This is a genomic window from Cutibacterium sp. KBN10P07758, assembly GCF_050286205.1.
GTDB lineage: Bacteria > Actinomycetota > Actinomycetes > Propionibacteriales > Propionibacteriaceae > Cutibacterium > Cutibacterium acnes.
Genome location: NZ_JBNNQV010000001.1, coordinates 1559503 through 1581578, shown reverse-complemented (window position 1 = coordinate 1581578; position 22076 = coordinate 1559503). Strand labels below are relative to the sequence as shown.

Here is a 22076-nt window from a genome sequence, read left to right as displayed (position 1 = left end):
GATCAAGAATCCCGGCGCCACAGAGCCACCGTAATATTGTCATGACCGCCGCAATTATTGGCGTAGGCGATAAGTCCGTCGGCCACGCCTGCCGGAGAAGCGTGGCCGTGGTCATCAGTGTGCGCTTTACTGACGAGGTCGGCCATAAGCCGGGCGAAATCGCCGGCATCCGGTACGTGGTTCCATAATCCGTCGCTGCACACCAATAGCCATCCAGATTGCTGAGGTTTATAGGCCATGACACGAGGCGCAACGTCGGTAGCCGATGCGCCGATCCATTTTGTGATGGCATGAGCACCTATCCCCCTCTCGGCCTCTTCCCGAGACAATCCCAGGTCCATTTGGGCCTGGGCCATCGAATCATCAATCGAGAGGCGAATGGGGTCGCCGTCATCAGGGAACCAGTATGTACGAGTGTCGCCAATATTGCCGACGACAATGCGATCGTGGGTAGCAACTGCTGCAGCGAGTGTGCACGCACCGATCGGACCCGATCCACTGACTACCGCCTCATGGGCTTTCTGAAAGGTGCGTTCGAACAAGGTGACGGTGTCGTCATCGTTGATCGGCAGGCCCTGGTCCATTGTTGCCGCGAGGTAGTCACGCGCAGTGTGGGAGGCGACCCTGGCGCATTCCTCGGCTCCCTCAGTCGAGGACACGCCATCAGCGACGACAAGGACAATGTGATGTCCTGACCCGTCGATACCGAGCGCTGCGGCATCCTGATTGGTCTCGTGACGCAGCCCAATATGTGACGCACACGCGACATCTCCACGCGCTGCAGCTGCGTCAGTGAGGTCCACTCGTAAGGTGGCGGCGGTACCGGGTGTCACGGTGTAGGACTGGTCCGACTTGTTCATGAAAGTCCTCAGGCTGAGCGGGTGTTTTCCGCGTGGACCCTGGGGTCACGAATCGTGCTCACTTTGGTCGTGTGCCAGTGGTGGATGGACATCTACCGGCACGTCCATAGTGAGCTATTCGGCGCGCGGATGTGCCTCATCCGTATGAGGCAACAACTCCACTTTTTCATATCGCAGGCAGCTGCGGCTAGGAAATGACTCCTGACGACGCTGTTCTGTGTCATCAGCATCGGGCTTCGCTACCCCCTGTCGGAGGCATGTGGTGGCATGTGTGTCATGCATGGTTGGGATGGCCTCCAGACTCGAGTGCTTGCCGATGACGCCGGTACGGTTCTCGTCATGGGCGGGCCGGGCACGGGGCGGACGAGCGTATGCCTCGAAATTGCGGCGCGGCACGTTGCCTTTGGGGGGCGGTTGTCTGAAGTCTTGGTGTTGGCACAGACCAGACCGTCGGCCCAGGCGTTACGTACAGCGCTTGTTCGTCGACTCGGAGGTGCTCACCTAGACCCTCAGGTTATGACGGTCCACGCTCTCGCTCGTCGTATCGTCGCCTCCCCGTCGAAGCGGTTGCTCACGGCACCGGAACAGGAATTTCGGATGAGGGAACTGCTCGCGGCGCGAGACATGTCTGACTGGCCGGAGGAGTTACGTACTTGTGCTGGTACGGCTCAGTTTGCCTCTGATGTCCGGGTGATGGCGTCGCGTCTGCGGCAGGAAGGATGTGATCCGCAGGATTTGACTGAGGCAGGAACCGCATCGGGGGTGCCCGAATGGCGCGTGTTGGGGCCCTTCCTGGCCGACTATTTGGATGTTCTCGATTTGGAGGGGTCACTCGATTATGCCGAGGCTGTTCATCGGGCTCGGATTGCGTTAACTCGGCCGGGAGCTGATGTCGAGGTGCGATCACGGATCAAACTTCTGATCTGTGACGACCTGACGGAATGCGACCCGTCCCAAGTTCGTCTCCTTGCTCAGATCGCGCGATGCCACGTCCCCTGTGTATTGACTGCGGATCCCGACCAGACGATCTATGGGTTCCGCGGCGCAGTGGCGGAAAGGCTTGACGAGGTTATCGACGAGTTCCCTGACGTGTCGGTCCACCACCTGACAACGAATTATCGCAACAGTCAGCACATCGCTGAGGTTGTCGAGAGCTTGCGAACGGGGATGCCTGTGATGCCCTCATCGAGTCGGTTACGTCGCCGTGCTAATCACAGCACCTCCACTGAGGCAGGAACGGTGGCCGCGCTGCGAGCCCCTAGTATCACGCGATTGGTGAGAAAGATTGCCGGCACACTTCGTCATGCCCGCGTCGCTGATGGTGTGGCGTGGCGGAGTATGGCAGTGGTCACACGCCACGGCGGTGAGCTGGACGTGATTGCGACGATACTTGCCGCCGAGGGTATTCCGGTTCTGAGGTCGCGTGATGAATACGCGCTGTCGGATATCTACGCCGTTACGCATATCTTGAATGCGTTGGAGATGGCAGTGGCTCTGGCATCGGGGGCACAGCCCAGTGCTCGAGACGTTGCAACACTGCTGTCGAATCCGCTAGCTGGGATCGATCGCAGTGTTATTCATCGGTTAGAAACCTGGTGTCGGCTGGTGCGCGGCGTCGATGTCGACTGGGCGCTGCTAAAGGAGCTCGGTGCTGATCCGACGATCACGGCAGCTGGGAAGTCCGAGCGAACTGACGACGCTAGTCGATCCGAGGATGCCAGTACGGCAGAACTCGACACCGTATGCGAAGTGTACTCAGTGCCTCCAGGCTTACGGGCTCTCGCTCAGCCGCTAGCCGTGATGACTCAGCGGGTGCAACGTGCTGCGGATCTCTTGCGCTCTGGTGCTACGTGTCATGAAGCGTTGTGGGCTTTATGGCAGGGTAGTTCGTGGGCGGCGTCATTGCGTAGTCGAGCCGTGGCAGGAGATTCGACTGCTAACCGTGATCTGGATGGTTTGTGCTCTCTTTTTGACATGGCCGAGAGTGCTCAAACGATGGCGGGAATTGCAGGAGGCCAGCGTCTCATCGAAGTAGTGCGGCAGGAACAGATCCCAGCTGACCGAGCACGTGAATCCGATGAGGACCGTGATGGGGTGAACGTTGTGACGGCCCACCGCATTAAAGGTCGCGAATTCGACGTCGTTACCGTGTGTGGTCTCGAAGAAGGTAATTGGCCTGCTGGTAACCACACAGGGTCCCTTGTTCGCGCAGACCGCTGGTCTCCCGACGGCCTCGTAGCGGCGCCTGGATGGTCAGAAAACCTTCGGGCTGAAACGAGGCTATTACTCGTGGCATGTTCACGGGCGCGTCACCAGCTGCTGTTGTGTTCGGTCGACTCTGCTGAGGAGGGGAAACGCCCATCGGGGCTGGTCGCCGGACTTTCCCACATCGAGGACAATGCGGATTCGCTCAGTTTTACTAGCCTCACTGAACTCGTCGGCGAGCTGCGTCGAGTCATTGCTGATGAGTCTGAATCGCCGGGAGTTCGAGCCGAGGCTCAAGCACTACTTGATGATTTGCGCAACGAGGAGCATCACGGACGGCGATTGGTGCCACAAGCTGACCCGGCGACCTGGTGGCGCCAAGGGGTACCTCGCCAGGCCGACATGGCCGGGGAGATAGAGCTCAGCGCGTCCCATATCGGGGAATTGCTCACTTGCCCGAGACGATGGTTTATGACCCGCCGTGCCGGTGCCAGCAGCGGATCAGCGCTTCGGGCAAGTATTGGCTCTCTTGTACACCGGATCTGTGCGGGAAACATGGACCAGTGGTCACTACCTGAGGCCCTGGCCGAATTGGAAGCCGCATGGCCTGAAATCGAGTTGTCGGCAGAATGGCAGCGCAGCGCGGAACTTGCGGATGCGAAAGCAGCTGTGCAGCGCTTTGACGGGTGGTTGCAGTTACGTAACCGTCAGCTCATCGGAACTGAGGTGCGGGTCGACGGCACGATCACGGTGCCTTCCGGAACAGCACGAGTGCGGGGCAGCATCGATCGGCTCGAGCGCGACGCAGAAGGTGCGTATTACGTGGTGGATCTCAAAACGGGGACCAGCCAGAGCGATGAGATAAAACAATCTCACCGACTACAAATTGGTGTGTACCAAGCTGTCGTTGCATCTGGGGGAGTCGAAGCCATAGGTCCGGCGTCGGTGAGCGGCGCGGAATTAGTACATCTTCGGATTGGCGCAGGTATAGGCCAAGCAAATCCGAAAGTCGATTATCAGAGTGGTCTTGTTGATGTGCCTTGGCCTGACGAAGCCGAGCCTGTTGACGGCTGTTGTAACTGGGTCGAAGCCAGCGTCGATAAGGCATTGAGAATTGTTACATCGGGCGAGTATCCCGCAATTGCGAATAGGGGCTGCGGTCACTGTCCCGCTCGAGCAGGATGCCCCGCGCTGGTACCGATGGATCCGGCGACTGTCGGTTCTGACCGACGAAGGAATGTCCCATGACGAGCTTGATTGGTAACGCCCCGGTTGATGGCGTCGACGTGGCAGCGCTGCTAGGCATCCCCATTTCCGCCGAGCAGGAGCGAGCAGTTCAGGCGCCACTCAAACCCTGTGCGGTGATAGCTGGAGCAGGCACGGGTAAGACGACGGTGATGGCCGCTCGCGTGGTGTGGTTGGTTGCCAGCAGACTGGTAAGCCCGGAGGAAATCCTCGGGTTGACATTTACCAACAAGGCGACTGCGGAATTATCCGAGCGCATTGAATCCAACCTCACTCGGGTGGGCCTGTTGACGTCAGAGCAGCCCCGTCCGACAGTGGCGACCTATGACAGTTTTGCGGGGACACTGGTAAACGATTACGGAGCCTGGGACGGTATTAGCACGGGGGCACATCTCATAACTGGTGCCAGGGCTTACCAGCTCGCGGCGGAGGTCGTCATGGGACTTGACAAGGCTCCGCTGGCCGCTACCCATATGGGGCCAACGTTCATAGCCCAAGCTGTAGTGAAACTGGCTGGAGCCATGGCCTCACACGATGCGAGTCCGGGCAAGGTCAGGAGAGCTGATGCCCGGTGGCGCCAGATGCTCCTTGCCGCTCCGACAAAAAGGGGAGGGGATAGATACGCTGATATCGATAAATGGCTCTCGCGAGTCGATGAACGCGAAGAACTCCTTGATCTTGTTGCCGCCTATCAGAATCTCAAGAAAGAACGCGGATTGGTCGAGTTTGGCGACCGTATGGTTCAAGCCCTCCACCTAGTAACTCATCACCCGCGAGTGGGGGAGGAACTGAGGGCCAGATACCGTGTTGTTCTCCTCGACGAGTATCAAGATACATCGTCGGCCCAGGCTGATGTGCTTGCTGCCCTATTTTCGGGTCCGGACTCAGCTCATGGCATGGGCCACCCAGTGATGGCTGTCGGCGATCCGCTTCAGGCCATTTACGAATGGCGTGGCGCGGCCGCCAGTAACATCTTAGAATTTCACCGGCGCTTTCCGAATAAGGAAGGGACGCCAGCCCAGGTGCTCTCTCTCGCAACCAACCGCAGATGCGCCGATCAGATTATCAATGCGGCGAACGTAGCGTCAGAAGAGTTGCGACAAACGCTGTCGTCAGCGGTGGAGTCTGGCGATCATGACCCTGCTGACGATCGGGCTGAGGTGGCAGTTGGGCAGCCGCTTGTCGCGCCCGAGGGGAATCGACGTGGCGAGGTCACGGTGGCCGCATATCCTGACTGGGTTAAGGAATGTCAGGCGTGCGCCGATATCTTGGTGGAAGCCAAGGAACGTGGCACCATCGCACGCTGGTCTGATGCCGCAATCCTTGTTCGACGTAATTCAGACGTGGCCGACCTCTACGACTCCCTTACTGCTCGTGATGTCCCGGTGCGATTTGCGAACTTGTCTGGATTGCTTCGACTCCCGGACATTGCCATGGTGGTCGCTCATCTTCGGGTGTTGGTGGATCGTCAGGATGATGCGGCGATGGCGACTCTACTTGCCGCACCACGTCTTGGACTCAGTACGGATGATCTGGCGATGGTGTATCGGCGCGCCCGCGCTCTGGCGAAAGCTCGGGCCAAGGACGATGGGCTAGACCTCGATGATGTCGAGATCCACCTCTCTGACGCTGTGATGGAAGGACGACCCGGTGGTCATGAACGACTGCAGTGTGCCCTGAAACGGGTATGTGCCGAGATCGTCGAGGTTGACGCGCACCGGGCGGATAGCCCCGATGACTTGGTTCTGCGCATTGAGGCCATTACAGGACTCGTCGACGATATGGCTGCTGACGACCCGCACCGGAGTGCAGCACGGCGAGATCACCTGGATGCGCTGTGGAATGCGATACGTGAGGCTCGTCGCAGCGATCCCACTATGACGATCGCAGGAATCGTCACTTGGTTGGCGGCTGAAGAAGATGTTGGCGACGGGCTTCCCCGAGCCGCTACCGACGATCGCGACGCTGTAACGGTGTCGACAGTTCATGGAGCCAAAGGCCTGGAATGGCCGTTAGTCATCATCCCCGACATGGCTCAAGGTGTATTTCCGTCAACGTCGACTCCAGACAACTTCACCTCGGAGGCTGCTGTCCTGCCTTCCTTCGCTAGAGGAGATGCCAGCGACATTAGCCATCCACTATCGGGAAGTGTCGTCGATACTAAAGCGTACGTAGCGGCGCTCAAGGAGGATTCACAGTGGGCGGAGGCTCGACTCGCCTATGTGGCCCTTACCCGTGCCAAAGAACGATTGGTGGTGTCGTGGCATCAATGGCGCCCACGCCGCAAGGGTAGTTTAGGGCCAGGTCGATATGCAGACCTTCTCGCCGACATGCTTGGAACGGTGTGGCCGGACTTTGGTGAGCGTCCTGACGACGATATCCAGGCTGGCACGCCCTGGCCTGTGTTCGCTAAGGATGTGGGTCACGGCCTCATCGACAACACATCCCGGTCCGTTGATGATCCTGGACAGGCTGATCGGGTGAAGGCGTGGCGGACTGACGCTGATACTCTGCTCAAAGATGCGAGACGACACATCGATCTGCAGGATGAGGTGGCGCTTCCACCGCGCCTGACTACCTCGCAGATCGTGAGGCTCCACGCCAATCCGCAGGCGTTCCGGGACGATTTGCGCCGCCCAATGCCTCGACCAGCTGACAGAGGAGCTGGAATTGGTACAGCATTCCATGAGTGGGTGAGCCAACGGCTCGCGCCTGCAGAACCGATCCCGCTGTTTGATGCCGAGGAAATTGCGGAGCTTGACGAGGAGAGCATTACACAGGAGGCTGTCGCAGTTGAGCCTAGTGGTGCCGAGAACCGTGCGCTGCGGAGCCTTTGCCAAGCCTTTGAAGAGAGTCGCTGGGCGGGCGCCACTGTACTGGCAGTAGAGAAATCCTTTGTTATGACGATCGGTCAGACGGTCGTGCGTGGTCGTCTTGACGCCGTTGTCGCTGATCCGGATCACCCCGGAGATGAGCTCGTCATTGATTGGAAGACCTCACCACCACGCTCAGCAGACCCGCTCCAGCTATCCATCTACCGGTTGGCGTGGGCGCAGGCGAGGGGGATTGATCCGTCGAGGGTGCGGGCGGTGTTCCATCATGTTGGCGCAAATGAGACTATTAGCGCCGAACCTCTCTTAGATGCGGACCAGGTAGCAGCTATTTTGACGGCATCGTCTTCCGGGAACAGGCCGACGAAGAATGCGTCTGACGCGTGATAATCGGATGGTTCATAACGGGTATAAAGTGGCCGCGTGAATAGGATCAGTGATTCCCGCATCGTCGGGCGGCCTTTATTAGACCGCTGCCATGCTGATCGGAACGATGATAAGGCAAATCGGGCTAGGTGGGATGATCCGGCTGCCCAGTTGTTGCTCATTGATCCCTACGACAAGGTTGTCATGGCTCATGACAGGGTGGTCGCGGTTCCCACTGAGGGTGAGCGCGACGATCAGCACGACCTACTGCTTGGTGTCGTCGACGGGGTGCCTTGGTTTACCCGTCGTACCAATGAGCCACGTCCGGAGGCTCGGAGTGTGCGCGCGGTTGATCTTGTCCCGGTTGATCGGGAACTCGTCATGTCGGCGGTGGCAGCGCTGGCTTGGCATGAGAGCAACCCGTTATGCCCACGATGTGGGCAGTCCACCCGCGTTACGAGCGGTGGGCCGGCCCGAGTCTGTCCCCAGGGCCATTACGTATTCCCGCGTACAGACCCGGCCATCATTACCGCAGTACTTGACGACGAGGACCGCATCGTGCTTGCCCGTCAACGTTCCTGGGAACCGCATCGTAGGTCGGTATTGGCGGGATTCGTCGAAACTGGCGAACCAGCAGAGCATGCTGTGGTACGTGAGGTTGCCGAGGAAACAACTCTGACGATCACCTCGGCCTGCTATATAGGGTCGCAGGCATGGCCGTTCCCCCGATCGCTCATGTTCGGCTACGTAGCTCGGGCGACCGGAACCATCGATGTCGGCCACGACGAGCTAGCGGAGGCTAGTTTTCTCAGCCGTCAAGAAGTATCCGGCCAAGTTAATGCTGGGCGTCTCCAGTTGCCACCGACTCTGTCCATAGCAAGAGCCCTTATTGACGCGTGGTTAGAACACCGACTTCCGGAGCCAGAGAGCGGGTTTGACTTATCGGCCCCACTGAGGTGATAGCCCATCGACCTTGAGACTCCGGTCTCATCAGGAAGTGCGACTTTCTTCCCACCGGCGCTGAATCCCAGAACGTCGATCATTAGCCCGGTCAATCGCCCTCTCCACAGACTCCCTTGTGCCCACCACAGTGAGGTGTTCACGTGCACGCGTGATGGCGGTATAGAGCAACTCACGAGAGAGGAGGGGCGAGTCGGGTGGTGGCAGGACCACCGTTACGTCCGTGAATTGGCTGCCCTGCGCTTTGTGAATCGTCATCGCCTGTAAGGGTTGCAGCGATGGGATGAGGGAACAGGGCAACCGTCTGGGGACTCCACCGGGTCCCGGTAGAGCTATCGTGGGGACGGGCCTTGTTTCAACGATGACCCCGCAATCGCCGTTATTGACTCCCAATTGTGCGAGGTTATGCGTTACTATTGCAGTTTCGCCGAGAACCCACCGGCCTTGGCCAACACCAGGCAACACATCTGAAAGTACAGTAACCATGCGCTGAGACCACTCGTCTACCCCGTATGGCCCCTCTCGGTGAGCGCACAACAACCGGTGGGCATCGACGAGTTTGAGAGCAGCAGCGTCGGCACTAGCCTGAGCAAGCTCAAGCATTCTTGCCCCGGTGCGTGCGATCACCTCCGCGACCGCCGGAAGGTCGGCCATGGTGATACTCGCCGGGTCAGCGTCGATCCACGTAATACTGCGACGACCACTGATCGTCGCGATGCTATCGGGGGAAGGAGAGTCATGTGTCACGCCAGCAGCTGTCGCCAATACGTCCAACGCAGTGCTCTTGTCTCCCTCGCGTACCGCCTCCGACAGCCGTGCGATATCTCCTCTCGAGCGGTGGTTACAGGTGAGGATCGTGACAGGAAGCTGCGCTTGGAGGGCATCAGCCGACGAAACGATGTCGGCCAGGACACTACCGGCGTCCACCGAGACAAGCTGCCCTGGGTCCCCGACGAGAATTAGACGAGTTTGAGGCCCGATTGCAGAGAGGAGGCTAGCGGCCAGAGGCAGAGAAAGCATTGATGCTTCGTCAACGACGACGACTCCGAACGGAAGCTTGTGTTGCTCGTCATATCCGAATGAGGTTCCCGGCCCCTGCCATTTCAGCAGTGAGTGGACGGTAGTTGCGTCAGCAACAATCGGTTTCAGGTCATCGGGCATTCGCTCTGAAACTTGCGAAACTGAGTCACGCAAGCGTGCCGCTGCTTTGCCGCTGGGAGCCGCAAGGGCCACGGCTCCAAGATGAGGGTCAGCCTGTTGCAAGGCAGCTAGGAGGGCGCATACCGTAGTTGTCTTGCCGGTTCCGGGGCCACCTGCAAGCACACTAACTCGGTGCATAATTGCGGCGATGGCAGCATCAGCTTGAGCTGGATCCAACATAATTCCGGATGCTGCTAAGGCATTACTGATGCTGGAAACAACATCGTCGGCCGACACTGGGCCTTGGCTTGGCGGATCCGCAGCGAGGGTAGCGAGATCGCGGGCGACATCATGCTCAGCTTGCCAATATTTCTCTAGGTAGACCAGGTCATCATCAAGCCGAGCCGGCAACCGGTTGAGCGGATCATCACGGCCAGCAATGACGGGACTGGCCTCTAGCGTGGACAGCCACTCGCCTGGAGGTGGCCATTCCAATTCCGCGAATAGGGCTGCCTGGTCGCTGGTTTCGATGTCTGGAATTGCCGGATCAAGGATTTGCTGGCGGACGACGTTTGCGATTTCATGTGGGTCCCAGAACACGGACCCGCGCCGAAGCTCACGGCATGATAAAGCGATGGCGAGGCTGACATCGCAGTTGGTCTCGCCACCGATGCGGCACACTAGATTGGCTAAATGGATGTCGCTGGCCTCGAGGACTCCGGCTCGGGCGAAGGGCTCGAGCCGACTTCCTGCTGCTACCGGGACGAGGTCAGTCATGGAGACCTCCCAATCGCTCGCTGATCGCCTCAATGAGTTCAGGCCTCGGATGCCAGGTAAAAACTCCGTCAGGCATGTCACCGTCGGGTACTGGACGATCAGCCATACCTCGAACAAAAAGGTAGCCGATGGGGCCGAGATGGGTTGCGGGGTCGTATCCAGGCAGACTTGATGCCAGGAATCGATGCAAGGCTGCCGAATACAACAATCCTTGCAGCGGGTAGTGAGAACTGAACATCATGGTCCTCATCGTGTGTGCGTCATACATATGAGGACTGAGCTTGTGGACTCCAGGAATTCGGTTCGTCTTGTAATCGACAACTAGATGACGACCATCGGGTCGCCTTAAGACCGCATCGATCGAACCGGTGAGAAAGCCGCGTAGCGCCTGGTCGCCATTGGGGATATGGGCCAATATTTCGCCGTAGCCGCTGATGGGATCGTCGGGTGGCACCAGACTCGGATCGCAGAGGAGGGACGCTAGGTCTGTCATGGTGGTCGATCGTCCGGACTGGGCCATGGCAAGTTCGAAATTCATCTCAGCCAGTCGATCCGCCGGGGAAAAATCTGCCAAGGTCATGCCCGGGGCCAAGGGTCCGAGATCACTGTGAAGAACCTGCTCCAAACTGGTGGCGAGTTCGGATGGCGGGACGTCTGGTAAGGGCGACATTCGAAGGGCTCTGCGGGTGATTGAGAGTACCTCGCTGGAGAGGTCGATGGCCGCGGTGTCGATGTACTCAAGGACCGTGTGAACCAGGGTGCCGAAGGAGGTTCCTCCGGGTAACCCACACAGACCGGGGGCTGTGTCATCGACGGTCTCGTCGTCAACGGGTTCATCGATGAGGCCGTCAGTCATAGGTTCTGACACGGCTGCGTGGAGGTTGGCCGTCAGTCCTGAATATGAGGTTCGGGCAAACGCGGTGTCGAGTGGTCGCGTCAGCGTCCTAGGGACAACGCAGGCACGAGGCTGGGCGCTGACCGACCGGGTAAGGAGTTTCTGGTTAGCAGGCGCTATTACTGTCGCAATCGGTCCGGAGTTGAGCCAGGGGAGAGTTCCGGGGTCGGTCCCGGCAACGCCTGAGCCGAGCTCGCCCGTCGTGCGGTCCATCTCGACAAGGCGTTGGAAGGCGGACCATCGATGACGCAGAGGACAAGGGGACCACCATAGTCGTACAGCAGATCGGGCGCGGGTGAGGGCGACGTACAGCAAGCGAAGGTTCTCGCCCCGCTCGTCCTCTTCGTGGCTCTCGATTGCTATGGAACGATCGGTTCCCTGCGAACTGATGTCCAACACGCGCCGTTGCCCGTCGTGCCACACGATCGGACCATTGATGCTCTGCTTCGGCGCCCATCCATTGGTGATGTCAGGCAATAACACGACGGGGAATCCCAGACCCTTTGCCTCATGGATGGTCATGATGATGACAGCCTGTTGGTCACTATCAAGGCGACGGGGTTCGTCGTCGCCTGCCAGTTGCTGTTGCTCGCGGATCCACGCTGCGGTTGCCGTCGCCGTCAACCTTCCTTCACAGGCCGCAATATGCGCCTTTTGTGCCACCTGACGTAGATCGGTGACGTATCGCTCACCACCTGCCATGCTTACCAGACGCACCAGCACACCGGGGCGATGAAGGGCAGCCTCAACCGTTCCCCATACCCCCGTCATCGTCCAGGTACTCGACCAGCGAGCCAGGTCAATAGCCAGGTCAGAGCGCACCCGTGAATCGGATGCTGCCAAATCGGCTGGCGTTGCACCGATGAGGTCAGACAGGCACAATCTGGTCCGCAGCCTTTCATCGGTATTCTCGAGAGCCTCGAGCAAGGTTATAAGATCTTCAGCCGCCTGAGACGACCACACCGGTGAAGCACCAGAGAACACTGCAGGCTGATGGGCCTGTGATAGCGCTGTCGCAAGTTCGGCACCCCTGCGACGTGTTCGCACCAGGATCGCGATGTCGGTGGGGCGAAGTGGCCTTAACCCGTCGCCATCTTGAACGACCGTTCCGCCCTCGAGCATCATGATTACCTGATTAACGAGGTCTTCAGTGACGAACTGATCGGAGGTGGCTGTGTTGAGCTGCGCGCCGGCAGGAGCTTGGAGACAGCGGATCTGGAAGGGTTGAGACCAGTGGTAGCGCGGTCCATCGGTGGCCGCTGTCTTAATTCGAGATTCCTGATGATGGGCCGTCACTAACTCCATTGAGATATCGTGGCCCAACTGAGCGTTGCTAAAGAGGGTATTAACGGCCTCGACAATGGGCTTATCAGTTCGGTAGTTGACGTCAAGATGAAGGACATGGCTGGCAGATTGGGCCGCGTCTTGATAAGCGTGGATGTCAGCCCCTCGGAAGGCGTAGATCGACTGTTTTGGGTCGCCGATCAGCCAAAGGTTGCTGTGGCCGTGGAAGGCTCGCCGCAGTATCTCCCATTGCAGGGGATCAGTGTCTTGGAACTCGTCAACCATGACGAGTCCAAACCGATGAGCAAGCGTTGCGCAAGCTAACGGGCCACGGTATGGGTCACGAAGAGCCTTGACAAGATCGCCAATAAGGTCGTCAAAAGTATGAACCGACCGCGATTTGGAGCGTCTCCGGACGTCTTCTCGTACTGATAAGGCCCACAGCACGTCTTGCACAGGCGTGTCTGCATCGTCCTTGGAGAAGATCGGAACCTCGCCGTATTTCACCGCGACATCTCGAGATAGCTCGCGTTTGTCGCGCACTGAGGGCGGTCGGTCACAGTCGAGATACTGTGCCAGGTAGTGGTCATCGGATACCTCGGTTGCTAGGGGGGCAAGATCAGTCATCAGCACTGAGGACGGGTCATGGTCTGATAACACTCCCAACTCCACAAGCATTCGGGACGCGAACTCATGGGTGGTGGTGATAACCGCCCTGTCGAAGTTATCGAGAGCAGACTCCACTCGTGTGAGTCCTGCCTGGCCACATCGGATAAGCGACCAATCGCAGGGGTCAGAGGGTTCCCGGGCGCCTGCTAGTAGCAAACGGGTGTTGACAAGGCGTTCGTAGACTCGTCCGCGCAGCTCGCGGGCAGCTGATCGGTTGAAGGTCACCAGGAGAAGGTTCTCCATGTGAACCAGACCAGTCGCGATAGCTTTCGCGCACACCGCCGAGATGGTCCATGTCTTTCCAGTCCCGGCACTTGCTGCCAGCAGGACGGTTCCTTGTGGCAGTGGTTGAGTGATGTCAAAGGAGGTGTTGGTGGTCATGCCCTCCTCCCCGAATTCGAAAACTGTGCCATCGTCGATGGTGAAGACCCAGCCCCTCTCAACGCCTGCTTAATCGGATCGAAAAGCCATTCGGAAAGTTCCGTCAAGGTGGTACCTAACTCATGGCAGCAGGCGATGAGCTCACCCACATCGGTTCCCAAAAATGCCGCCCAGTTTGGATCCCATTCTCGCGACCACTGCACTTGGAGGGCGCTGGCTCCGGTGCGATAGTCGTTATGCGCCATGGGGGACAACTCGACGAGCGCGTGTGCCAATTTCACAGGCAACGGGATGAGTTGCTGGTTGCTCCACCAGGCGACTCGGGCGAGCCCAGCCAGGATGTCGCGAGCATGATCCGGCGCTGGGGAAGCCATCCGCAGGACGTCGCCGTTCGGGACCAGGACTCCAAACCATCCGGGTTCGTCAGTGGCGACGGTCACAGCGAGCAGATCGACCCACAGGTCGAGGAGCGGTCTAGCATTCGCCCGGGATGCGACAGCGTGGACAATCTGATGGTTCCTCACACCGACTCGACCATGCAGGTGAACTGGGTGCATGGGATCGACAATGAGTTCGTCAGGCCATAGCAATGGGGGGCTGTTACCCTCATCGAGATCGAAGTCAATTTCGATGAACTGCTCGTCTTGGTCGCCACGGAGCCGATTGGCCCTCTGACAAATCTGCATCGCGTCCTCAGCCAATTTGGTGACGATGTGCTGGCCCAGGTGCCCTGGAGGAGTAGAGCCGCGGAGCCGTTCAGCATTGATGGCGTCGTCTAGCAGAAAACCGTGTTCCAGGTCAGCCAGGATCCGGGAACGTATCCAGTATTTGTCTAATGAGCTTGGTGCCAGTGGCAGGTCGACCGGAAGGTCAGTAGATCTTTCATTAGCTGGTGCACCAGCACGGGCTCGCAAGAGCGTCCGTGCCGGGTGAGACAGGGCGAGAGTGAGGTCGATAAGGGACATCCGGGATTCAGGCAACTTGGCTACCGGGGGCAATACGACACGATGGGGTCGAGGCTGTGATCCAGGATGACACCCTGCCGCTGCGGCCGCGGTGTTGTCGAATCCACTCCAAGCGGTATCACTGTGATGAGAGAATTCATCGGCAGAGAATGGTTGCAAACCGTGTTTAACGCAACGCGGTGTTGCGGACTGCGCCTTGAGAGCTTGAGAGAGGGTTCTCGTAAAGGGGCCCGGCAGCACGGTGAGGTTGCTCACAGGGCTGCGCGCCTGCCTCACGACGACCAGGAGGGTTCTGGCTGACAGAGCGACGTCGAGAAGGTCTTGTCGTGCTTTAGCAGCCGGATCGAGGTTTTCATCTCGCAAGCCTTGAAGGAGATCGGCATGAACAGCTTCTTGGTCGGGGTCGACGACAATCACGACTTCGTGGTCGACGGGGGTAAGCTCACCCGGACGGCACACCTGAATTGATCCATCGAACCAGCTGTGCCGCCCACGATGGATGCCTGAGAGCCAGTTGAGGAGGTCAATGATCTCCTGGCGATCAAACTCTCTGTCTTCTGCGACCCCTTCCAGACCTGTCAGCAGGGCAAGAGTCTGTAGCGCCGATCGAGGAGCGTCTGCGGGAGCGGCAGCAAGGTTGTCAACGATCTGGCTGACCCGGCGTTTCCAGGTGGCAATCGGTGCAGGTGTTTCAGTGTCGAGGAACGCCTTGCGCATTCGGGATACGAGTTCAGCGAGTTTCCCGACGAGGGGGATTGTTGTCGATCCGACGTCAGTAATCGGCGTCACTGTCCCCAGATAAGTTGGTGGTGTAGACGACATCGCGATGGCGAGAATCATCCTTTCGATGCCAGCCAGCCAGGTCGATTGTTTGATCCGGCCCAGCCCTGCCTTGTCCCTTGCGGCAGGGTCAACTCCCCACCGGATATCGGCCTGGCTCACCAGCCGTTCAATCGCCTCCTGGTCGTCATCGGAGAATCCGAATCGAGTCTGCACCGCAGGCATGGCGCACAGACTGAGTAAGTCTTGTCCCGTGGCACGTGAGGAGGCCAGGCCCAAGATGGTCGTTACCGCTTCAGTGACGGGATTAACATGCTCGCGTTGCGGAGGGGTCGTGAACCGCAACTGATGTGCAGGGTGATCGATATCTGCCAAAGTCCCAGCGGAAAGAAGGTGGGCGGTGTCCTGGCGCCCGCAACATATGACGACGATGTCCCTGGGTTCCAAGGTTGGGTAGTCGGCGAGAGCTGCGCATACAACATCACGCACTACTTCGGCCTGACGATCAACTCCGTGGCATTGGTGTATTTCGACTGTTGGCAGCTCTTTGCGGTGGGTAACCGCGCTTTGCGCTGTACAGATCGATGACGATGTCCATCGCGCGGTCGTGGCAGAGCGCGCCCGGTCAAAGGTCCGCCACGGATCCGCACCACTAATGCCATGATCGAGATGGACGATGGTGACGTCGTGTGAGGCCGACAACGCTTCCGCCAAGCTGACGTCGTGCTGAGCCGTGGTCGTCGATGAAAACCACACGATCGGCGGTTCAGATCGTGACTGAGTGAGTATCGCGTCGACGAGGAGCTGGTGTCGGCTCACGGGGTCCGGAACATGGCATGGTTCGGCAAGAAGGGTACGCCACAGCGGGGCCCACCACGCGCGGGCGGGATCCAGGGGGTCACCCGCAAGGTCAGTATCACCCTGGTGAGTTGTGGGGGTGGCACCGTCGGCCCAGGCATTCAAGACGTCGTGAGAGTCGCGAGCTAGCGCGCAGATCGCGTCTGCAGCTTGTCGTGCAGTTGTCCATGTTGCACGCGGCACTCCTTGCCGACGGCTGGCTTCCAGATGGGCTGAAACAACCTCAAAACCGGGGGAATTGTTCTCAATGACGCGGCATATACGCAGGGCCAGGGACCCGGGCTGCCACGGATCGTTTTCCCGCTTGACTCCCAGGAGATCTTCCTCGAGTCGTTCTCGTAGGCCCAGCGGCGTTGTTGTATCGATACCGGCGGCGATTCCATGACGGCGGGCAAGGGATTGCAGCAAAGATCGAGACTGAGCATTGCCAGGAGCAACCAGAATCGGCCGGACGAATGGATCGGTGGTGGGCTCCGACAAAGCTGCTACGACGGCGTCACTGACGCAGCGCCAGGAATGGAAGACCTTCACCACACCGGCCATCGACGCACCTCCTCGTGATAGCTCGGCCTTCTGCCGAACTGATTAATCAGTTTAGTGGCGAGTCATGACAAGTTGACGAGTCAGCTGTGGTACACGTGCGGAACACTCACAATGCCACGGCGGCATGTTGCTGTCGGTCACGACCCTTATGGTGATCGCTGTGAGAACCCGAACGGCAGATGCGATTCTGGCGGCACTGGATCCTGAACAGGTTAAGGTTGCGAAGACCTTCGATGTTCCAGTGTGCGTCATAGCTGGTGCCGGGACAGGTAAAACTCGTGCTGTCACTCATCGCATTGCCTACGGCGCAGTGACAGGCAAGCTTGATCCGCGTCGTACCCTCGCGGTCACTTTTACGACTAAGGCAGCTGGCACGATGAGAGGTCGACTCGCCGATCTGGGGGTTGTTGGTGTGCAGGCTCGCACTATTCATTCTGCGGCGTTGCGGCAGATCAAGTTTTTCTGGCCTCGTGCATATAACTGTGAGTTGCCACCGGTGAGTGATTCTCGTTTCTCGATGGTGGCGGAGACGACCCATCGCATTGGTCTGGGCAATGACAAGGCGCTGCTGCGCGACTTGTCCGCCGAGATCTCGTGGGCGAAGGTCTCAAATGTGCCGACTGATCAATACGCATCCCTGGCTAGGGCGGAAGGCCGGGTGGTGGCGGGAGTTTCGGCAACTGACGTAGGACGCGTCCTCGCTGGATATGAGGCTGTGAAGAAGGAACGCTGCGTCATTGATCTGGACGATATTTTGTTGTGCGCGGTGGGATTGTTGGTTCAGCACCGTGACATCACTGAGGAGATTCGGGCTCGGTACCGACATTTCGTTGTCGACGAATACCAGGACGTTTCTCCGCTGCAGCATAGGTTGCTTGAACTGTGGTTTGGCGATCGAAATGATGTATGCGTCGTGGGAGATCCGCACCAGGCCATTCACTCTTATGCAGGCGCACGAGCTGACTACCTCCTCGACTTCGTTGCCGATCATCCTGGCGCTAAACGCATCGATTTGGTTCGCAACTACCGCTCCACTCCCGAGATCGTTCAGTTGGCCAATGAAGTTCTTGTCAACCGTATGACTCCAGAGGAGGCTCTGGAACATGGCAGGGGAGTCACATTGGTTTCGCGGGGTCGATCCGGTCCCGAGCCCATCTATCAAGCTCTCGGGGACGATGCCTCCGAAGCTTCAGCTGTAGCAATGTGGATTGAATCGCGCCATGCTGCGGGAATCCCATGGTCTGAGATTGCCGTCTTGTACCGGATTAATTCTCAGGCAGCCCAGCTTGAGACCGCGCTGGCCGAGAGGTCCATCCCATATCTTGTGAAGGGGTCTGAGCGCTTCTATGACAGGGGCGAGGTGCGACGCAGCCTTGACGCTTTGGCTCGGCTTGCTGCTGATGAACCAGGTGCGGATCCGCTACGGGCTTTTGATCGGATACTCGCAGCTCAAGGTTGGTCGGCTATTGCGCCCGACGGAGAAGGTGATGTCCGGCAACGGTGGGAATCGTTGCAAGCTTTGCACGACCTGACGGTCTCGGTTGTAGACGACGGGACGAGGACGCTGGAAGAACTGGCAGCCGTGTTCTCCCGTCGGGCGGCCACTCAGGAGGCGCCGGTCGGCGACGGCGTTACCTTGGCAACCTTGCATGCATCTAAGGGGCTCGAATGGGATGTCGTGGCCCTCTATGGCATAAATGACACGATGGTGCCCTTCATCATGGCTGAAGCTCCGGCTGAGGTGGCTTCGGAACGCCGGTTGTTGCATGTTGGCGTAACTCGAGCACGACGAGACCTGTGGGTCTCGTACTCGTGGTCTGGAGGGAACCGGGACCGGCAGGGGATCTCGCGATTTTTGCGCGGCCTCCCTGGGACGGGGGAAACGACCGACAAACCCCCGCGACATCGCCGGAAACGTCGTGCCACGATCACAGTCTGCTCGGTGTGCGGCAAAGCCCTTACGGCGGCCAGAGACCGAAAACTCGGCCATCACCTTGCCTGCGAGGTGGGGGTCGACCCAGTTCTCGTCGAGAGGTTGCGGCAGTGGCGCAGCGAACGCGCGGAAGCCGATCGAGTGCCAGCTTTCGTCATTCTCACGGACGCTACCTTGCTGGGCGTGGCGGAGAAACGACCTAACTCTATGGAAAGTTTATTGCAGGTCCCCGGAATTGGTAGGCGCAAGGCCGATCTTTACGCGGCTGATCTCATCAAGGTGCTGCACGGTTCCTCGGATAACCAACAGTGACATCCAGGCTGGGCTGGCACCTCAATACTGCGTTCGCCGGCAATGGTACGCACGTGGAAGGTTTTCGGTCGACGGGAGACCGTCGAGTCGCGGATAGATAGTGCGGCACGTTCAATTCGATTGACAAGCCACTCGGTGACTGCGGGATCGTACTCCCCCTCCTTCATACTGCGAGCCATCGTCACCCAGTCAGGGTCGCGGGCTGCCATCGCCATGTCAGCACAGTGTTGGCATCCGGGGCTGCCATCGCTGATAGGGCCAAGCACGGCCCAATGATGGCGTCCCCATGCGACGACCGACGGGATCCCCGCGCGATGACATTGCTCGGCCACATCGCGGCCTCCGAGGAGGGTGCGGGGGCAAATAACAACGACATGAACGTCAAGATTGGCATGCCCACTGATGCGACGAAGATCGCGGGTGTTTCCGGGCTCAGGCGTTCTTACCCACGTTGTGATGTCGATGCGACGCGCTGTGAGACCCCGCACCAGATCGTCGGAACAGCCATGATCACTGACGACCGCCACTCGAAGATCGCAGGGCTCGGTGGCTACGCCCGCTTCATATAAGTGATGCGCAACTTTTGCCGGGACTTCGACATGTCCATCGGCGCTTGCCGTCGCGCCGCGCAGTCGGAAAGACCGGCCATCCGGAGCGAGGAGGCGTAACCCGCCTGAAACCGGGACCCAAGGACAATCAAGTTCAACGTGCATGACCTGAGTTTTCCCAGGACCTGGGAGCTTACGTAAGTCCCGGCGAAGAAACGGGCAACACCATGAGGAAAATGGGCAACAACTTGAACCATTCGGACAACATCTCATGCCGTTGGGACAACACGTCGTCAGGACGCTACCGAAGCTGACTGGGAACGATACAGATACATAAAACCCCCGGACCATCACGATGTGCCTTCCCCTGCACATCTGAGATCCGGAGGCTAACGTCAATCTAGGACAGGCTCTAGTTCTCGTCAACTTCGTACGTCCTTTTGCCGAAGTCAGTGGTGTCAAAAGTGTCCTTCTCACCCGGCATGATGGGCGTTATGGCTGACATGGCTGTTCCGGACGAGATCATCGAGGCACGAGATGGTAGACCTGAGATCATCATTCGACGTAGCGCTCGTAGACGTCGCACCTTGAGCGCCAGGATGGAGGGGAGTTCCGTCCTCGTCATGGTGCCCATGGGTATGCGAAAGGCTGACCAGGATCGTCAAGTGATGGAACTGGTGGACAAGGTGACGAAGTCCGATGCTCGTCGGCGACACCATGACAGCAATGACGAACTGACTCGGCGCGCCCTTCGGTTGTGCCAGAAGTATCTCGATCCGCGTGTCAACGACACGGTCGAGCCGGCGTCGGTGCGGTGGGTGTCCAATCAGAACAGCCGCTGGGGTTCATGCACGCCGTCGACCGGTCAGATTAGGCTGTCTGACCGCATGATCGGATTCCCCGACTGGGTCGTTGACCATGTCTTAGCCCACGAGCTTTGCCACCTCGTGGAGGGCCATCACAATCGACGATTTCACGAATTGCTCGCCGGGTTCCCTAACGCCGAACGGGCGGAGGGTTTTCTGACTGGTTTTCAGTGGGCTGTTTCCGGGGAAGCTGATAACACCAGGAACGATCCTGACGATAACCCAGCGGATCAGTCGTCGTGACCGTGATCTCGCAGCAGCTTCTCTAACTCAGCGTCGAGGTCGTCGCCGCCCTCCGAGGGATCTTGGCGATCTCCCGAGACATAGCCCAGTGGATCGTCGAGGTCGGCGGCAGTGGGGACGAGGTCGGGGTGGTTCCACACATGGTCCCGCCCGACTGTTCCTCGGGCCTCGCGCAGCGCTGCCCACAGATTTACGGCATCGCGCACCCGGCGGGGACGTAACTCGAGACCGAGCAAGGACTGGAAGAAGACCTCTGCAGGGCCGGATGTGGCACGGCGACGTCGTACCGCCTCGGCAAGCTGATCGTGACTAGGAAGCCAGGTGCGAGCAACCTGGAAGGTTACCTCGTCAACCCATCCCTCAATAAGTGCCAACAGGGTCTCTAGACGCTGAAGCACGCCATCCTGCTCTGGTGTGCGGGTTGGCTCGAAGAGGCGTCCCCGTAAACGCTCCGACATTTCCTGGGCTTTTTCTGGCGTCAGCTGGGAGAGGTCGTCAATGTCGATGGCATCTTCAATAGCCGAGGAATCGATGCGGATCTCGCGAGCATAATGCTCGACCAGGGCTAGCAGTTGCGGGCCGAGCCAGCTCACCGCGTTGAATAGGCGTTGGCGAGCGGATTCACGCAGTACGAGGTAGAGCTCAACGTCCCTCGGATCGAGGTCTAGGTCGTTCCACGCGGCGGCGATATTGGTGGGGAGGATGACGACTTGGGGTACAGATAGCACCTGTAGGCCAATCTCGCTGCCGGTGACTGTTGAGGTCGACAATTCTGCGAGCCCCTGGGCCAGCTGGGCCCCGTACAGCATCGCTGACATCCTGCGCAGTACCGGGCCCATCATCTGGGTAAGTGCGGCCATCGGATCGTTGGGGCCGCCCGGGGACATCAGCCCGGTCATGGCTTCCGTGAGGGAGACCAGCACTGGCTCGACGACAGACTGCCAGGAGGAGAAGGTATGTTCAATCCACTCTGCACGACTCCAGCACGCTGGCTGGACGTTCACCTGAGCGAACTCGCATTCGCGGTCGAGCCAGCTCTCTGCAAGACGGGACGCATCGAGTAAAACTGTGCGTTCCTGCTGACCTGGCGCCGGGTCAGGGCCATGGGAAGCGGTGATGTGCCTAGCCATGTCTTTGATGTGAGACCAGTCGACTGGTCCATCACTCGGGTTTGTCCCGGGCATGCCAAACCCTACCGAACTACCGGATCCGAACATCTGTGACAACTGTGTCATAAATGAGGTGAGATCACCGCTGACGGGTAGGCCTAACTGCTGCATCATGCGACGCAATTGCTCAGCCATCTCCTCGGGGTCGGGTTGCCCAGGATTCTGGGGTCCGTCGTTCATTCCCGTCTCCGTTCGCTCGTCGTGCGGTCTTAACCAAGTCTAGGGCTGTGGCAGTCGTGGAAAAGT

General features: G+C 59.0%; 11 protein-coding genes. 5 read left to right on the top strand and 6 right to left on the bottom strand.

Translation table 11 applies throughout. The features are described from left to right. Positions 1 to 2: 2 nt before the first annotated feature. On the bottom strand, positions 3 to 860 hold the full coding sequence (locus tag ACOYO3_RS07770; RefSeq protein WP_002517761.1) for a PP2C family protein-serine/threonine phosphatase: 858 nt from the start codon (positions 858 to 860) through the stop codon (positions 3 to 5). 267 nt (positions 861 to 1127) lie between these two features. Here ACOYO3_RS07770 and ACOYO3_RS07765 point away from each other — a divergent pair, with 267 nt between their 5' ends. From ACOYO3_RS07765 to nudC, 3 genes are read left to right on the top strand one after another with little or no spacing between them, the layout of a single operon-like run. Next, positions 1128 to 4313, top strand: a complete 3186-nt coding sequence (locus ACOYO3_RS07765; RefSeq protein WP_002520187.1) for an ATP-dependent helicase — start codon at positions 1128 to 1130, stop codon at positions 4311 to 4313. Then, positions 4310 to 7528: an ATP-dependent DNA helicase gene (locus ACOYO3_RS07760; protein ID WP_002517954.1), complete on the top strand. Its 3219-nt coding sequence runs from the start codon at positions 4310 to 4312 to the stop codon at positions 7526 to 7528. Before ACOYO3_RS07765 ends, ACOYO3_RS07760 begins: the two co-directional genes overlap by 4 nt. Positions 7529 to 7564: 36 nt before the next feature. After that, the gene (gene nudC / locus ACOYO3_RS07755) at positions 7565 to 8467 is read left to right on the top strand and encodes an NAD(+) diphosphatase (protein WP_002517923.1); all 903 of its coding nucleotides are present in this window, start codon (positions 7565 to 7567) and stop codon (positions 8465 to 8467) included. A 30-nt stretch (positions 8468 to 8497) separates the two neighbouring features. On the opposite strand, the gene recD is transcribed toward nudC, so the two are convergent. The 3 genes from recD to ACOYO3_RS07740 are packed head-to-tail and all read right to left on the bottom strand — an operon-like array spanning position 8498 to position 16759. Beyond that, positions 8498 to 10384 carry an exodeoxyribonuclease V subunit alpha gene (gene recD, locus ACOYO3_RS07750; protein ID WP_002524899.1) on the bottom strand — a complete coding sequence of 629 codons (1887 nt, stop codon included), beginning with the start codon at positions 10382 to 10384 and terminating at the stop codon, positions 8498 to 8500. Further along, positions 10377 to 13613 carry a UvrD-helicase domain-containing protein gene (locus tag ACOYO3_RS07745; protein WP_002516406.1) on the bottom strand — a complete coding sequence of 1079 codons (3237 nt, stop codon included), beginning with the start codon at positions 13611 to 13613 and terminating at the stop codon, positions 10377 to 10379. The genes recD and ACOYO3_RS07745 overlap by 8 nt, the downstream gene beginning before the upstream one ends. Further along, positions 13610 to 16759, bottom strand: a complete 3150-nt coding sequence (locus tag ACOYO3_RS07740) for an exodeoxyribonuclease V subunit gamma (RefSeq protein ID WP_002516399.1) — start codon at positions 16757 to 16759, stop codon at positions 13610 to 13612. Before ACOYO3_RS07740 ends, ACOYO3_RS07745 begins: the two co-directional genes overlap by 4 nt. A 124-nt stretch (positions 16760 to 16883) precedes the next feature. Here ACOYO3_RS07740 and ACOYO3_RS07735 point away from each other — a divergent pair, with 124 nt between their 5' ends. Beyond that, positions 16884 to 19004: an ATP-dependent DNA helicase UvrD2 gene (locus ACOYO3_RS07735; RefSeq protein WP_427305838.1), complete on the top strand. Its 2121-nt coding sequence runs from the start codon at positions 16884 to 16886 to the stop codon at positions 19002 to 19004. Here ACOYO3_RS07735 and ACOYO3_RS07730 read toward each other — a convergent pair. Beyond that, a complete protein-coding gene (locus ACOYO3_RS07730) occupies positions 18950 to 19906 on the bottom strand; it encodes a hypothetical protein (RefSeq protein ID WP_002524901.1) in 957 nt (318 codons plus the stop codon). The genes ACOYO3_RS07735 and ACOYO3_RS07730 overlap by 55 nt on opposite strands. Before the next feature lie 128 nt (positions 19907 to 20034). On the opposite strand from ACOYO3_RS07730, the gene ACOYO3_RS07725 reads away from it, so the two are divergent. Next, positions 20035 to 20661, top strand: coding sequence for a M48 metallopeptidase family protein (locus ACOYO3_RS07725; protein WP_002519440.1), 627 nt, complete (start codon positions 20035 to 20037; stop codon positions 20659 to 20661). Here the strand turns inward: ACOYO3_RS07725 and ACOYO3_RS07720 are convergent. Next, positions 20649 to 22010 carry a zinc-dependent metalloprotease gene (locus ACOYO3_RS07720; protein WP_002513394.1) on the bottom strand — a complete coding sequence of 454 codons (1362 nt, stop codon included), beginning with the start codon at positions 22008 to 22010 and terminating at the stop codon, positions 20649 to 20651. The two genes, ACOYO3_RS07725 and ACOYO3_RS07720, sit on opposite strands and share 13 nt — an antisense overlap. Positions 22011 to 22076: the final 66 nt, after the last annotated feature.

Excerpts from the sequence above, each read along its gene's own strand:
- ACOYO3_RS07770 (WP_002517761.1), bottom strand. The coding sequence starts at position 860 with ATGAACAAGTCGGACCAGTCCTACACCGTGACACCCGGTACCGCCGCC.
- recD (WP_002524899.1), bottom strand. The coding sequence starts at position 10,384 with ATGACTGACCTCGTCCCGGTAGCAGCAGGAAGTCGGCTCGAGCCCTTC.
- ACOYO3_RS07735 (WP_427305838.1), top strand. The coding sequence starts at position 16,884 with ATGTTGCTGTCGGTCACGACCCTTATGGTGATCGCTGTGAGAACCCGA.
- ACOYO3_RS07725 (WP_002519440.1), top strand. The coding sequence starts at position 20,035 with ATGATGGGCGTTATGGCTGACATGGCTGTTCCGGACGAGATCATCGAG.
- ACOYO3_RS07740 (WP_002516399.1), bottom strand. The coding sequence starts at position 16,759 with ATGGCCGGTGTGGTGAAGGTCTTCCATTCCTGGCGCTGCGTCAGTGAC.
- ACOYO3_RS07720 (WP_002513394.1), bottom strand. The coding sequence starts at position 22,010 with ATGAACGACGGACCCCAGAATCCTGGGCAACCCGACCCCGAGGAGATG.
- ACOYO3_RS07745 (WP_002516406.1), bottom strand. The coding sequence starts at position 13,613 with ATGACCACCAACACCTCCTTTGACATCACTCAACCACTGCCACAAGGA.
- ACOYO3_RS07760 (WP_002517954.1), top strand. The coding sequence starts at position 4,310 with ATGACGAGCTTGATTGGTAACGCCCCGGTTGATGGCGTCGACGTGGCA.
- ACOYO3_RS07765 (WP_002520187.1), top strand. The coding sequence starts at position 1,128 with ATGTGTGTCATGCATGGTTGGGATGGCCTCCAGACTCGAGTGCTTGCC.